The sequence below is a fragment of the Haemophilus sp. THUN1692 genome (genome assembly GCF_059704395.1).
Genome location: NZ_AP046579.1, coordinates 95,115 through 109,755, shown reverse-complemented (window position 1 = coordinate 109,755; position 14,641 = coordinate 95,115). Strand labels below are relative to the sequence as shown.

Genomic DNA, 14,641 nt, shown 5'->3' with positions numbered 1-14,641 from the left:
CATTAATTTACCGTGAAATATGCCCGCACTTCGTCAATTAAACTTTCAGGCAAATCCATTGATTGCATTGCGCCTTCCAACATCAGCATTTTACGGCCACTGTTTGTATTAGTAATAACCCAATAAGGCGTATCTGGAATTTGTTTTGGTTTTGTATGATTGCCAGTCATTAACAATGTTGCTTCATCGCGTGCAAAATAAACTCGCGTACGACCTTGCAAAGATTCTGTGGCTTGCGCAAAACTCTCAGGATTAGTGCGATAAAGCACGCGCAGAATGGCTAAGAAACGCGTAACAGCTTTACCTTCTTCTTGAAATTCTGTCGAGTTCAACAACGTTTGAACTTTTTCTACGATCTGATTAATTGCAGTTATCGGCTGTTTTTTCGTCGGTTTTACACTTTCTGACTTAGCTGGTTCAGTCTGTACTTCTACTTTTGATTCTGTTTTTTCGTTATTTTCAGCTGGAGCAAATGTTAAGTCATCGGCGAAAACACTCGCATGTGCTGGTAAATTAAGCAAACGGCGTAAAATATCCGAAGCACTTTCCCCAATAGAGCGGGTTTGGCTCGCAATGTATTGGTATAATTCTTCATCAACTTCAATGATCTTCATTTTTTTCTCTCTGTTTGCTAGAATTTTTTTAATTATAGCGACTTCTTTACAAATTCTCACGCAAAAATTATGGCAAATTCATTGCTCAATTATCAATTTCATCAAGTAAAACAAACGATTAATTCTCCAACTTTAGTTTTTATTCACGGTTTATTCGGGGATATGAATAACCTTGGCATCATTGCGAGAGCTTTTAGCGAAAATTACAATATTTTACGCCTAGATCTGCGAAATCACGGCCATAGTTTTCATTCGGAAAAAATGAATTATCAACTTATGGCTGAAGATGTTATCGCGGTAATTCGCCACTTAAATTTATCCAAAGTGATATTAATTGGCCATTCTATGGGGGGAAAAACCGCCATGAAAATCACCGCACTTTGCCCTGAATTAGTCGAAAAATTAATTGTAATTGATATGTCCCCCCTGCCTTACGAAGGATTTGGACATAAAGATGTGTTTAATGGCTTATTCGCTGTAAAAAATGCAGCCCCTCAAACTCGTCAAGAAACTAAACCACTCTTAGAAAAGGAAATTGACGATCAGGATGTCGTGCAATTTATGCTGAAATCTTTTAAACCCAATTCACCTGATTATTTTCGCTTTAATCTCACCGCACTTTTCAACAATTACGCTAACATTATGGATTGGGAAAAGGTGCATGTACTCACGCCGACGCTGTTTATCAAAGGCGGAAATTCTTCTTATATAAAAATAGAGAATAGCGAAAAAATTTTAGAACAATTTCCTCATGCGACGTCTTTTACTATTAGTAGTTGTGGGCATTGGGTGCATGCTGAAAAACCTGAATTTGTTATACGTGCGATAGAGCGATTTGTAAATAAGAATTAATTAATTTAAATGAGAATACTTTTGTAGTATACTCCCACATAATTTAGGGTATATTCCCTTATTTATAATCAATACGTTAAATTTTAAAAGGAAAGAAAAATGGCAGTTGTTGGTCTATTTTATGGCAGTGACACAGGCAATACCGAAAACATCGCGAAAATGATCCAAAAACAATTAGGTAATGACTTAATCGATATTCGTGATATTGCAAAAAGTAGCAAAGAAGATATTGAAGCATACGATTTCTTACTTTTCGGTATTCCGACTTGGTATTACGGCGAGGCACAAGCTGACTGGGATGATTTTTTCCCAACGCTAGAAGAAATCGATTTTACAGATAAACTCGTAGGTATTTTCGGCTGTGGCGATCAAGAAGACTATGCCGATTATTTCTGCGATGCTATCGGCACCGTGCGCGACATCGTAGAACCGCACGGCGCAATCATTGTGGGTAACTGGCCAACTGAAGATTATACTTTTGAAGCATCAAAAGCATTGTTAGAAGATGGAACTTTCATTGGGTTGTGTATTGATGAAGATCGCCAACCTGAACTCACGGCAGAACGTGTAGAAAAATGGTGTAAACAAATTTACGATGAAATGTGTTTAGCCGAGCTCGCTTAGAATTTTTCACATAAAAGGAAGGGAACTTTATGTCTGAAGAAAACATTAAATTACTTAAAAAAGCTGGATTAAAAATCACTGAACCTCGTTTAACGATTCTTAGCTTAATGCAAGAACACAAAAACGAACATTTCTCAGCTGAAGATGTTTACAAAATCCTGCTTGATCAAGGGAGTGAAATTGGCTTAGCGACCGTTTACAGAGTATTAAATCAATTTGACGAGGCTCATATTCTAATTCGTCACAATTTTGAAGGGAACAAATCTGTATTTGAGCTAGTACCAACTGAACATCATGATCATATTATCTGCGAAGATTGCGGAAAAGTATTTGAATTCAGTGACAATATCATCGAACAACGTCAACGTGAAATTAGCCAACAGTATGGTATTAAATTAAAAGCACACAGTTTATATCTTTACGGTAAATGTAGTGATATCAATAAGTGCGATGAAAACAATTCAAATAAATAACATAACTAAGGCGACCCAATGTCGCCTTTCTTATATTCAAATTTTATCCTAAAAAATAACCTCTCTTTTTTAAAGTGCGGTTATTTTCTATTTGAAATTTTGAGCATTAATAAACACCTTGTGCCAACATAGCATCAGCGACTTTAACAAAGCCTGCTACGTTTGCCCCTACCACATAATTGATATTTTCTTGTCCTTCAATCGTACCGTATTTTTTACAGTTTGCGTGGATATCTAACATGATTCGATGCAATTTTGCATCCACTTCTTCTGCAGTCCAATACAAACGTTGTGAACTTTGCGCCATTTCTAAACCAGAAGTTGTCACACCACCAGCATTAGCCGCTTTACCAGGTCCAAATAATACACCTGCAGCCTGTAACGCTTCTGTTGCTTCAATGGTAGTTGGCATATTGGCACCTTCAGCGACCAATCTCACGCCATTTTTAATTAAACGTTGAGCATCTGAAAGTTCTAATTCATTTTGAGTTGCACAAGGAAGCGCAATATCAACTTTGACTTCCCAAGGGCGTTTACCTTCAAAATATTGTAAACCAAATTGTTCTGCATAATCTTTTACTCGACCACGTTTTACATTTTTAATTTCTAAAAGTGCGGCTAATTTTTCAGTAGTAAATCCCTCAACATCATAAACATAGCCTGATGAGTCAGAGCAAGTCACCACTTTTGCACCAAGCGATAATGCTTTTTCAATGGCATATTGCGCCACATTACCAGAACCAGAAACTGATACAACTTTACCCGTAAAACTATCGCCTTTTTCAGCCAACATGGCTTGAGCAAAATAAACTAACCCATATCCCGTTGCTTCTGGACGAATTAAACTCCCACCAAAAGATAATCCACGCCCAGTAAAGACACATGCTGCTTGGTTTGATAATTTTTTCATATAGCCAGCTAAATAACCAACTTCGCGCCCACCAACACCAATATCACCTGCAGGCACATCAGTATCCGCCCCGACATGGCGATACAGTTCAGCCATCAATGCTTGGCAAAAACGCATGACTTCAGCATCTGATTTCCCTTTTGGATCAAAGTCTGAACCACCTTTTGCTCCGCCCATAGGCAATGTAGTTAAAGCATTTTTAAAAATTTGCTCAAAACCTAAAAATTTTAAAATAGATAAGTTTACTGATGGATGGAATCGCATACCGCCCTTAAATGGACCAATTGCACTATTAAATTGCACTCGGAATGCACGGTTAACTTGCACCTGACCATTGTCATCGGTCCAAGCTACACGGAATTGAAATGCACGTTCAGGCTCGACTAAACGTTCTAATAATCCCTCTGAACGATATTTAGGATTAGCTTCTAAAAAGGGCCAAATAGAAGTAAATACTTCTCTCACCGCTTGTAAAAACTCAGGTTGATGACCATCACGTTGAGCGACTTGTGCTAAGAATGCATCTAAGGAAGTAACTGTTGACATAATGAATTTCCTTCTTTGTTGTTGATGTTGTGTGTATTGTGTTTTTTATTATGTTCGCCTCATGGGGCGCACTGACAATATGCAATGACTGATTTAACGTTGCAATAATTTTCATGAAGGAAATTTAAAGAAAAACAAAATGGAAAGAAATTATCTAAAAAACCACCACATTTATTAAATAAAAAATAAAAATAAAGATAATAATCTAATAAAATGATGATGTTTTAGGTGAAAATACGAAACTTTTACTAAGCTATAAATCACATTTATTCGTGAATAAAGAAAAGATATTGTTTTATGAAAAAGCAACGCGACAATATCATCAATGAAATAAAAAAGGGGCTAAGCCCCTATTTAATATATTAATCGATTCATTATTCTGTTTTTTCTGATTCATCGTTGTTTTCAACCGCACTTTCATCGTCTTTTGGTTGATAAAAACGAGCTACTAATAGACCAAGTTCAAAGAGCAAGCACATCGGCACCGCGAGTAAAGTTTGAGAGACAATATCAGGAGGCGTTAAAAGCATACCGATAAAAAATGCTCCAACGATAATATAAGGACGTTTTTCGGAAAGAGCCTTCACAGTGGTAACGCCAGTCCAGCAAAGTAGAATGATAGCTATCGGTACTTCAAAACACACCCCGAACGCTAAAAACAATGCCAAAGCAAAATCTAAATAACTGCTGATGTCTGTTGCAATAGCAACGCCTTCTGGCGCAGTTTGTGTAAAGAAACTAAATACAAACGGGAAGACAACGTAATAAGCAAAAGACACGCCACAATAAAATAAAATCGTACTTGAAAATAGCAACGGATAAATCATCCGTTTTTCATGTTGATACAATGCAGGCGCAACAAAAGCCCAAATTTGATAAAGCAAATAAGGAACAGAAATAAAAACAGCAACAATCGCTGTCAATTTAATTGGCGTAAAGAAAGGCGTTTGAATATTGGTTGCGATCATCGTCGCACCTTTTGGCATAACAGCCGTTAAAGGTGCAGCAACGAAATGATAAATATCATTGGAAAAATACACCAATGCGACAAAAACCAATATCACACAAATCACACAGCGTAATAAACGGTTTCTTAACTCAACAAGGTGTGTAATTAGAGGTTGAGATTCATCCACATTACTCATAAAAACTCGCTATGATTCAGTTTTTGAAGATTGAGATTTTGGTGCTGGAGCGATTTCAATCTCATCTGGCGGATAATAATCAGATAAACGCTCAGTCAATTCTGCCTGCTCGTGGGCTTCAAGTGCGGTTAAATCTGCAGGTGTTTTTTCTGCTTCAGGTAAAGTTTCTGTAGAATCCTCAGTTAATGCTACATTTTGAGGCTTTTCTACATTTTCAGCCGCACTTTTAATTTCTTTAATTTGCTCTTCCACTGTTGTACCAGCTTGAGCCGCTTTATCTTCTAGCTCTGCTTTCATTTTATCTGCTTGAGCTTTTAATTCTTCTACCGTTTTACTCAATTCTGGTGAAAGGGTTTGTAAGTTTAAAGATTCAGCTTTTTTGATACTATCCTGTAATTCTTGCAATTTTAGTTCTTGTTTCAACTCATTTTGCACATTGGCAGCTAAACCACGAATCGTTTTCACCCAGCCCATCACTGTGCGAATAGCGACAGGCAAACGCTTCGGCCCTAGAACAACTAGACCAACCACCATTAACAACACAAGTTCTGAAAAACCAATATCAAACACGGATTAAGCCTGTTCTTTCTCTTTTGTAGTTTCAGTTTTTGCAGATGTTGCATTATTGTCAATAGACTTAAATTCTGCATCTTTTGCTTTTTCGTCATCTTGCATTGCTTTCTTAAAGCCTTTCACTGCTGCGCCAAGATCTGAACCCGCATTTCTTAATTTTTTCGTACCAAAAACCAATAAAATGACCACTAATAAGATAATCATTTGAGCAGGGGATAAACCAAACATAATAAACTCCGTTCTGTAGAAAAGAAAAAATTTGGGTCGGAATATACCCTTTTTACCCACGTAGAACAATAGCTATCGGGGATTATTTTCAATTTATCACAATATTAATGATAAAACGCAATATATAATAAACTAAAAATGGCTAAAAATTTCTTTCTAGCCATTTCATACTTATTTCCAAATGCGGGAATCAAATATTTTCTTACGCAATTCAGGGTGGTCGTCAATTTTAAACTCTGGTGTTTTTCCTTCTTTAAGCTGGCGTTGATAATCCTTCATCAATTTCCATACGATTGGCGACAACATCAAAATTGCGATCAAGTTAATGATTGCCATGACTGCCATTACCGTATCTGCGAAATTCCAGACCACATTGCCTGAACGAACCGAACCAAAATACACGAAGAATAGCACCATTAAACGGAACAAAAATACAAACCAAGGTTTATTTTTGATAAAACGGATATTGCTTTCCGCATAAGCATAGTTGCCAATAATAGAAGAATAAGCGAATAACAATAAGATAAACGCTAGGAAATGCATCCCAAATTCGCCTATGTGGTATTGCAAGGCATTTTGCGTAAGTGAAATACTTTTTAGCGTTTCGCTACCATAATTATTTGAAAGCAAAATAATCACGGCAGTACAAGAACAAACAATCATGGTATCAACAAACACACCCAACATCTGTACTAAGCCTTGACTAACAGGATGCTTAACGTGAGCTGCCGCTGCCGCATTAGGCGCAGAACCCATACCAGCCTCGTTAGAGAATAGTCCGCGTTTAATTCCCATCATCATTGCTTTTGATACCAGAGCACCAAACATTCCGCCAGCTGCAGCATCAAAACTAAATGCACTTTGAATGATACGATGAATCACGGAAGGGATCATATCAATATGCATGCCAAGAATAATCACCGCCATAATCAAATAGAAAAGCGCCATCATTGGAACCAGACTACTCGAAATAATCGCAATACGCTTAACGCCACCGAAAATAATAAGTGCGGTCAAAATTACTAATGAAATACCGACATATTCCCCTTTCCAATTCCACGCATTGCTGGTTGCTTCCACAATGGAGTTAGCCTGCACAGAATTAAATGCGAAACCAAATGTAAAAATTAATGCAAGTGCAAAAGCCACCGCCATACAACGTGATTTTAAACCTTGCACAATATAATAAGCGGGACCACCACGGAATGAGCCATCTTTATCTTGAATTTTAAATAATTGAGCAAGGGTAGATTCAGCGAAAGCACTCGACATACCAATAAATGCCGTTACCCACATCCAAAACACTGCGCCTTCGCCTCCCAAGGCGATTGCCGTTGCAACCCCACCAATGTTACCCACACCAACGCGGCTCGCAAGACCTGTCGTAAACGCTTGAAAAGGTGTTAACGAACTGCCCTCCACCGCACGACCAAACCACATTTCACGAAGGCTTGCTGGGAATAAACGGAACTGAACAAATCCTGTTGTAATGGTAAAAAATAGACCAGTCCCAAGCAAAATAATAATTGTGGCATCCCATAAAGGTCCATCAAGGTGTGCGACTATCCAAGTTAGCACTTCTTCTAACATTTTTGAAAATTCAAATTCCATAATCATCCCTCAAGCGATAAATAATTTGATTGTATGGGTTTTTAATGAAAAGGCGAGATTTTTTAATAATTTCACTAAAGAAAAGAAACACAAACAAGAAAAAATCTAATAATTTTAGAATATTCTAAATATTTTTCAAAAATAAAGGGCGTATTATTTGAACACGCCCACTAGTTTGTTGAATTATTTGGTTAAAAACAACGCTGCCGCACCACGCACACCACCGGAATCGCCGTGTTTTGCTTTTTTAATTGGCGGAACTTTTGCTGTCCGCATTAAATGAGGCGGGAGTGCTTTTGGTAAGGCCTCATAAAGATAGTCAAAATTAGATAATCCACCACCTAACACAACCATATGCGGATCAAATGCCGTAATGATATTGCCAATAGAAATCGCCGCCAACTCAACAAAAAGATTCACAAAATCTACCGCACTTTCATTACCTTGATAGAACAAATAAATAATTTCACGAGCAGATAATGTTTCGCCTTTCAAATCTTGATAAAGCATTTCAAAACCGCGACCAGACAGATAATTATCCAAACAAGCCTTGTTGCCACAACCGCATTGATAAATTGGGGCCTTATCCCATCCCAATAATTTCAAGGCATGATAATTTAGTTGTAAATGGCCAAGCTCTCCCGCTATTCCCACTTGACCTGAATGAACTTTACCGTTTAAAACAAAGCCACCACCAAAACCAGTTCCAAGAATTAAACCAAGTACAGTCGGATATTGCTGATTTTCCGCATCCCATGCTTCAGATAACGCAAAACAATTTGCGTCATTTTCTGCCCGCACTTCACGGCCTAAACGCACAGACAAATCGCGTAAAATTGGTTTATTATCTGCCACACGAATATTAGTAATTTCGGCTAATCCAGTTTGTTGATTCACAAAACCAGGTACGCCCAAACCTACGGTGCCCACCTCACCAAACTTTTCATCAGCACGATTCACTAAATCCACAATCGTATTAAGCCATTCCTCATAGTCAGTTTTAGGTGTTGGTACCCGTTCAGAATATAATTTTTCTAATTTTTCATTGAATACGGCAAGCTCTATTTTCGTGCCACCAATATCTAAACCATAATACATAATCTGCTCCTTTATAAAGAAGTGCGGTTAAAATTAGCCAAAATTTTAACCACACTTAAATCATTATTTTATGACGAAGATCGCCTTTTTCTTTAAAAAGGCAAAAATAATGCTATTAATCAACCATGCCAGCAATGTCGCGACTAATAAATCTATTGGGTAATGCATGCCTAATCGTACACGGCTAATCAACATCAATAAGCCCCACACCGCAATGCCCGCCACCAGCAATTTTGCTTTAAAAGAACGGTTACCTAATAATTGAGTAAAGCCAACAGCAAGCATCAGCCAAGTTGCTGCAAAAATCGTATGTCCTGAGGGAAACGAATACCCTGTTTCATTTTCATAATGATGAACTAACCAAGCTGGTGTGATAGCATCCATCGAATAAAAATCCTTAGCGATTTCTGCACGCAAAGTGCAGTCATTTTTATAAAAGTTTTCAGGCGTTGAATGAGTTTGCTCAGCTAGATAAACGGTGAACGGACGAGGTTCTTCAAACAATGCTTTTGCCCCCGTTTTTGCTGCTTGAGTGGCAATAACTGAAATCCCCATCACAATTACGCCTAATAGCCATTGTTTTGGGTTTTTAAATAAAAACGCGAACAAAAGCGTAAACAACACACAGGTGATCAACGCATAAGGTACACTACCCGTTTCAGTGAGCAAATAAAGCCAATAATCAGCTTCAGTTAATTGGCTATTGCCATGCCACTGATAGGAAATACCCCAAATAAAAAATGGTACAAGACAAAGTAATAACGTATATAATGACAACCTTTTAAACATGCTCGCCCCTTAATAATAAAAAATAATGCGCGCATTCTAACAGAAATGACTACGAATAAGGATCACTTTATGGCAAAAATTCAGCTAGTTGCGCAAGCCAATTTACCTACTGAATATGGTATTTTCAGAATGGTGGGATTTGAATTTCCAGATACCAAAAAAGAACATGTAGCTTTAATAATGGGTGATATTTCTAATGTTGATGAACCTGTGTTAGCACGCATCCATTCTGAATGTTTAACTGGCGATGCACTTCACAGCTTAAAATGCGATTGTGGGTTCCAACTGGCGACAGCATTAAAACAAATTCAAGAAGAAAGTCGTGGTGTCTTAATTTATCATCGTGAAGAGGGCCGCGGAATTGGTTTGATTAATAAAATCCGAGCATATTCTTTACAAGATAAAGGAATGGATACGATTGAAGCCAATCTTGCTTTAGGCTTCAAAGCAGATGAACGTAACTTCGAAGTCTGTGCCGATATGTTCGAGCTACTTGGTGTAAAAAAAGTTCGCTTGATGACCAACAACCCAGAAAAAGTAGAAACCATGAAAAAAGCTGGTATCAACGTGGTTGAACGAGTTCCTCTTAATGTGGGAGAAAACCGCTACAACACAAAATATCTTGATACCAAAGCGAAAAAAATGGGGCATTACATTGTGCATAACAATGATGAACAACATTTAATGACCTGTCCACATTGCCAAGAAGAGATTATTTAATAAAATAATACATGTAAAAAAAGCCATACTGTTATATTGAACAGTGTGGCTTTTTTATTTAAACTTTATGCCATGGAATAATCAAAAGATTTTTTAGCATATTGCTAAAAACGAGAAACCCCGTCTCGTATTCCAAAGATCGGGGCTTATCAGGAGTAAGTAAAATGAAAAAAACGCTCTTTTTCATTTTCTTGATTATCTGTTGTTTAGTTAGCTGTTCTGGTGCAGTTATCTAAGATAATCGCTACGGGGACGATGTCGGAGTTGTCCCCAATGCCTCCAATCTTAAAGAATTATCTCCTTAATTGCAAGCGCGATTACTAATTTTTAACCTTTCGCCACAAATCTTTACTATAAATAGTTCCAACAGAATTTACTTGTGCGCCCATTATACTTGGCGCGAGATAAACTGGCATACTATATTGAAAAATGGGTAATACTAAATATTCTTGTTGAACTATCCCTTTTAATTTCGCGTAATTTTCTAACCGCACTTTTTCGGATGTTGTCGTCATTGCACTTTCAAATAAACGATCAAATTCTGCATTTTTATAGCCATTTTTGTTATCAGGGCTTTTTGAATAAAACAAATTTAAGAAAGCGACAGGATCATTAAAATCAGCACACCAGCCAGATCGAATTAATTGAAAATCGCCTTTTGTGCGAGCTGTTTGCAATTCTTGCCAACTCATTCCTTGATTTTCAACTCGTAATAAATCTGATTGCGATAATTGGCGATTTAATCGCGTTGCAATGGTTTGATTCAGAGACGAATCATCATAACGAATGCGTAATTTCAACGGGTGAGTTTCACTAATTTGATTTTTGGAAAGAAGCTGTTCTGCAACAACGGGCTCCCAAACAGATTCTTGCTCACCTAGCATAGATTTAGGCAAAAAAGTATTACTTGGATGAAGATGGGTAATATCGGCAACCAAATTTTTCGTAGAAACCATCGAAGCAATCGCTTTTCTTACCGCACTTTTTTGCAACATAGGATCGGCAAGATTAAACTCATAGAAGTAAGTACAAAGTTGCGGATAATCTTGGATATTCTGATCAGTTTTTTTCGGATTCAATACCACATCAAAATCGGACAAATCTGCATCTGCTGTAATTTTTTGATACTTCACTTGCTGAAATATTACTTTTTCTTTTGCCCAATAATAAGGATTGGCTGTTAAAATGTACTGATTTTCAGCCTGACTGTGTAACTGATAGGCACCATTGCTGATAAGGGTTTCAGTCGATTTCGTATAGCGAGGCAAAAGGCTGATATGCGCCAACATAGAAGGTAAATATGACGATGCTTTATCTAACTCAATGCGTAAAGTGCGGTCATTTTCGGCGAATAATCCAAGCGATTCAACAGTTAGCGCCTTTTCCAATACTGCCTTCGCATTTTTCAGATTCATGAAAGCCAAATAATTTTTAAGTGGACTTTCAGATTGGGAAAGAGCTTGCCAAGATTGTACAAAATCAGAAGCAGTCACAGCTTCACCATTTGACCATTTGGCATTTTCACGCAAAGTGACAATCCATGTTTTATTATCTTTAGTTTGCCAGCTTTCTGCTACGGCAGGAATAAGATTACCTTGCGCATCATAAGCCGTTAAACCTTCAAACAGATCGCGTAATAATTGCGTTTGTTCTTCGCTTTGTGCTTGCCAAGGTTGCAAAGTAAGATCGCCATAAACACCGCGTTTTAATTCAGCTCGGTTAGATTCCAATTGAGTATTTTTCGGTGCCTCAACTTGTGGCAAAACAGTCTTGGGATTATCCAATTTATCACAAGCTACCACCGTAAAAATAATGGAAAAAATAACCGTACTTCGCTGGCACAAAGCTAGAAAATTATTCATTTTCAGTTTTAATCCAAAACAAGAAGAACCAATACTTAATACAAATCAATGCAGCAATAACGCTACGCCCTATTACGCTTGGCGTGAAATAAAAACCAATAAGTAACATTGTGGTCGAAAAACTCAAAATATAAATTTTGGTATTTTTCTTTAATGATCGATTTTCATTAAAAGACTTAAGATGTTTTTGATAAATACCTGTGCCTAAAAACCATTGTTCTAAGCGTTTGGAACCTTTTGCAAAGAAAAATAAAGTAAGTAATAAAAAAGGCGTGGTCGGTAAAATAGGAAGGAAAATTCCAATGATGCCAAGTGCAAGAGAAAGAAAACCTAAAACAATGTAAATAAACTTCATAATGTTCCTAATAAAAAGAAAATGCGAACCATTATTACTGATTTTTTAGATTTTTCAACCTTGATATTATAGAATTTGCCGTCACATAAAAAGTAGTTTTCAAAAAAGGAACATTTATGTCTATGTCAAATCCATTACTTAACATTCAAGGCTTACCGCCATTTTCACAAATCAAGCCAGAACATATTCAACCAGCTGTTGAAAAATTAATTCAAGATTGTCGCAATACGATAGAACAAGTGTTAAAACAACCGCACTTTACTTGGGAAAACTTCATTTTGCCTTTAACGGAAACCAATGATCGCTTAAATCGTGCTTGGTCACCCGTTTCTCATCTCAATTCAGTAAAAAATAGCACTGAATTACGTGAAGCCTATCAAGCGTGCTTGCCTTTACTTTCTGAATACAGCACTTGGGTTGGTCAGCATAAAGGGCTTTATAATGCCTATTTAGCATTAAAAAACAGCGCTGAATTTGCGGACTATTCTATTGCGCAAAAGAAAGCTATTGAAAATTCACTGCGTGATTTTGAACTTTCAGGCATCGGGCTTTCAGAAGATAAACAACAACGTTATGGCGAAATTGTGGCGCGCTTATCGGAATTAAATTCACAATTTAGCAATAACGTATTAGATGCCACCATGGGTTGGGAAAAACTCATTGAAAACGAAGCAGAAATTGCTGGCTTACCTGAATCCGCACTACAAGCGGCTCAACAATCTGCCGAAAGTAAAGGATTAAAAGGCTATCGTTTTACGTTAGAAATCCCAAGTTATTTGCCTGTGATGACTTACTGTGAAAATCGAGCATTGCGTGAAGAAATGTACCGTGCTTACGCGACACGCGCCTCAGAGCAAGGCCCTAATGCTGGCAAATGGGACAACAGTAAAGTCATGAAAGAAATTCTTACATTACGCGTGGAATTGGCGAAATTACTCGGTTTTAATGCTTACACCGAACTTTCACTTGCCACCAAAATGGCAGAAAATCCACAACAAGTGCTTGATTTCTTAGATCATCTTGCCGAACGTGCTAAACCACAAGGCGAAAAAGAATTACAAGAATTGAAAGATTACTGTGAAAAAGAATTTGGTGTCACTGAACTTGCGCCCTGGGATATTAGTTTTTACAGCGAAAAACAAAAACAACATTTATACGCCATTAATGATGAAGAACTTCGTCCATATTTTCCTGAAAACCGCGTGATTTCAGGACTGTTTGAATTGATTAAACGCATTTTCAATATTCGTGCGGTCGAACGCAAAGGCGTGGATACTTGGCATAAAGATGTGCGCTTCTTTGATTTAATTGATGAAAACGATCAACTCCGTGGCAGTTTCTATCTTGATTTATATGCACGCGAACATAAACGTGGTGGCGCGTGGATGGATGATTGTATTGGGCGCAAACGTAAACTGGATGGCGGCATTCAAACTCCTGTGGCTTATTTAACTTGCAACTTCAACGCCCCTATCGGTAATAAACCAGCGTTATTTACACATGATGAAGTCACCACGCTATTCCACGAATTTGGTCACGGCATTCATCATATGCTCACACAAATTGATGTCTCCGATGTGGCGGGAATTAACGGTGTGCCTTGGGACGCAGTGGAATTACCAAGTCAATTTATGGAAAACTGGTGCTGGGAAGAAGAGGCTTTAGCGTTTATTTCAGGGCATTACGAAACAGGCGAACCTTTACCAAAAGAAAAACTCACGCAATTATTAAAAGCAAAAAATTTCCAAGCCGCGATGTTTATCTTGCGCCAGCTTGAATTTGGTATTTTTGATTTCCGTTTGCATCACACCTTTGATGCGGAAAAAAACAATCAAATATTAGAAACACTTAAAGCGGTGAAATCACAAGTTGCCGTCATAAAAGGCGTAGATTGGGCAAGAACCCCGCACAGCTTCAGCCATATTTTTGCCGGGGGCTACGCCGCAGGTTATTACAGCTATTTATGGGCAGAAGTGTTATCGGCTGATGCTTATTCACGCTTTGAAGAAGAAGGTATTTTCAACCCAATCACCGGCAAGTCATTCCTGGATGAAATTCTCACGCGTGGTGGCTCAGAAGAACCAATGGAACTCTTCAAACGCTTCCGTGGTCGTGAACCGCAATTAGATGCGTTGTTAAGACATAAAGGAATTATGAACTAATACACCAAACTATAGGGCATGCACAACATGCCCTTTCTCAAATATTTTCCGCTAAAAAAGCCCTTTATAAAAACATTGC

The 14,641-nt window shown here is 37.8% G+C and carries 15 protein-coding genes; 5 read left to right on the top strand and 10 right to left on the bottom strand.

The window, feature by feature from the left end; all coding sequences use genetic code 11:
- Nucleotides 1–2: 2 nt before the first annotated feature.
- A complete protein-coding gene (seqA, locus tag AC6H0A_RS00555) occupies nucleotides 3–614 on the bottom strand; it encodes a replication initiation negative regulator SeqA (protein ID WP_005635399.1) in 612 nt (203 codons plus the stop codon).
- Nucleotides 615–683: 69 nt separating this feature from the next.
- Between seqA and AC6H0A_RS00550 the strand changes: the two genes are divergently transcribed.
- The 3 genes from AC6H0A_RS00550 (at nucleotide 684) to fur (ending at nucleotide 2,563) form a co-directional block, all read left to right on the top strand.
- Nucleotides 684–1,466 carry an alpha/beta fold hydrolase gene (locus tag AC6H0A_RS00550; RefSeq protein WP_005639487.1) on the top strand — a complete coding sequence of 261 codons (783 nt, stop codon included), beginning with the start codon at nucleotides 684–686 and terminating at the stop codon, nucleotides 1,464–1,466.
- A gap of 99 nt (nucleotides 1,467–1,565) precedes the next feature.
- Nucleotides 1,566–2,090: a flavodoxin FldA gene (gene fldA, locus AC6H0A_RS00545; RefSeq protein WP_005639485.1), complete on the top strand. Its 525-nt coding sequence runs from the start codon at nucleotides 1,566–1,568 to the stop codon at nucleotides 2,088–2,090.
- A 29-nt stretch (nucleotides 2,091–2,119) separates the two neighbouring features.
- Nucleotides 2,120–2,563, top strand: coding sequence for a ferric iron uptake transcriptional regulator (gene fur, locus AC6H0A_RS00540; RefSeq protein WP_005639483.1), 444 nt, complete (start codon nucleotides 2,120–2,122; stop codon nucleotides 2,561–2,563).
- A gap of 106 nt (nucleotides 2,564–2,669) precedes the next feature.
- On the opposite strand, the gene gdhA is transcribed toward fur, so the two are convergent.
- The 7 genes from gdhA to AC6H0A_RS00505 all read right to left on the bottom strand — a co-directional run bounded on the left by gdhA (nucleotide 2,670) and on the right by AC6H0A_RS00505 (nucleotide 9,463).
- Nucleotides 2,670–4,019, bottom strand: a complete 1,350-nt coding sequence (gene gdhA / locus AC6H0A_RS00535) for an NADP-specific glutamate dehydrogenase (protein WP_005639481.1) — start codon at nucleotides 4,017–4,019, stop codon at nucleotides 2,670–2,672.
- Between the two features lie 374 nt (nucleotides 4,020–4,393).
- On the bottom strand, nucleotides 4,394–5,164 hold the full coding sequence (gene tatC / locus AC6H0A_RS00530; protein WP_005639479.1) for a twin-arginine translocase subunit TatC: 771 nt from the start codon (nucleotides 5,162–5,164) through the stop codon (nucleotides 4,394–4,396).
- A 9-nt stretch (nucleotides 5,165–5,173) separates the two neighbouring features.
- Nucleotides 5,174–5,734: a Sec-independent protein translocase protein TatB gene (gene tatB, locus AC6H0A_RS00525; RefSeq protein ID WP_005639477.1), complete on the bottom strand. Its 561-nt coding sequence runs from the start codon at nucleotides 5,732–5,734 to the stop codon at nucleotides 5,174–5,176.
- Nucleotides 5,735–5,737: 3 nt separating this feature from the next.
- Entirely contained in the window at nucleotides 5,738–5,965 is a 228-nt protein-coding gene (tatA, locus tag AC6H0A_RS00520; RefSeq protein WP_005629124.1) for a twin-arginine translocase TatA/TatE family subunit, read from the bottom strand.
- 171 nt (nucleotides 5,966–6,136) lie between these two features.
- Nucleotides 6,137–7,576: an alanine/glycine:cation symporter family protein gene (locus AC6H0A_RS00515; protein WP_005639475.1), complete on the bottom strand. Its 1,440-nt coding sequence runs from the start codon at nucleotides 7,574–7,576 to the stop codon at nucleotides 6,137–6,139.
- 183 nt (nucleotides 7,577–7,759) lie between these two features.
- Entirely contained in the window at nucleotides 7,760–8,674 is a 915-nt protein-coding gene (nagK, locus tag AC6H0A_RS00510; protein ID WP_070046999.1) for an N-acetylglucosamine kinase, read from the bottom strand.
- Nucleotides 8,675–8,737: 63 nt separating this feature from the next.
- Nucleotides 8,738–9,463 (bottom strand): phosphatase PAP2 family protein, encoded by a 726-nt coding sequence (locus tag AC6H0A_RS00505; protein ID WP_005639472.1) that lies wholly within the window; start codon nucleotides 9,461–9,463, stop codon nucleotides 8,738–8,740.
- Nucleotides 9,464–9,532: 69 nt separating this feature from the next.
- Here AC6H0A_RS00505 and ribA point away from each other — a divergent pair, with 69 nt between their 5' ends.
- Nucleotides 9,533–10,183: a GTP cyclohydrolase II gene (gene ribA / locus AC6H0A_RS00500; RefSeq protein ID WP_005639470.1), complete on the top strand. Its 651-nt coding sequence runs from the start codon at nucleotides 9,533–9,535 to the stop codon at nucleotides 10,181–10,183.
- 320 nt (nucleotides 10,184–10,503) lie between these two features.
- On the opposite strand, the gene AC6H0A_RS00495 is transcribed toward ribA, so the two are convergent.
- Both AC6H0A_RS00495 and AC6H0A_RS00490 read right to left on the bottom strand, forming a co-directional pair.
- Nucleotides 10,504–12,045: a peptide ABC transporter substrate-binding protein gene (locus tag AC6H0A_RS00495; RefSeq protein WP_005639468.1), complete on the bottom strand. Its 1,542-nt coding sequence runs from the start codon at nucleotides 12,043–12,045 to the stop codon at nucleotides 10,504–10,506.
- Nucleotides 12,038–12,400, bottom strand: a complete 363-nt coding sequence (locus tag AC6H0A_RS00490) for a YbaN family protein (RefSeq protein ID WP_005639466.1) — start codon at nucleotides 12,398–12,400, stop codon at nucleotides 12,038–12,040. Before AC6H0A_RS00490 ends, AC6H0A_RS00495 begins: the two co-directional genes overlap by 8 nt.
- Before the next feature lie 122 nt (nucleotides 12,401–12,522).
- Between AC6H0A_RS00490 and prlC the strand changes: the two genes are divergently transcribed.
- A complete protein-coding gene (prlC, locus tag AC6H0A_RS00485; protein WP_044232032.1) occupies nucleotides 12,523–14,562 on the top strand; it encodes an oligopeptidase A in 2,040 nt (679 codons plus the stop codon).
- Nucleotides 14,563–14,641 lie beyond the last annotated feature (79 nt).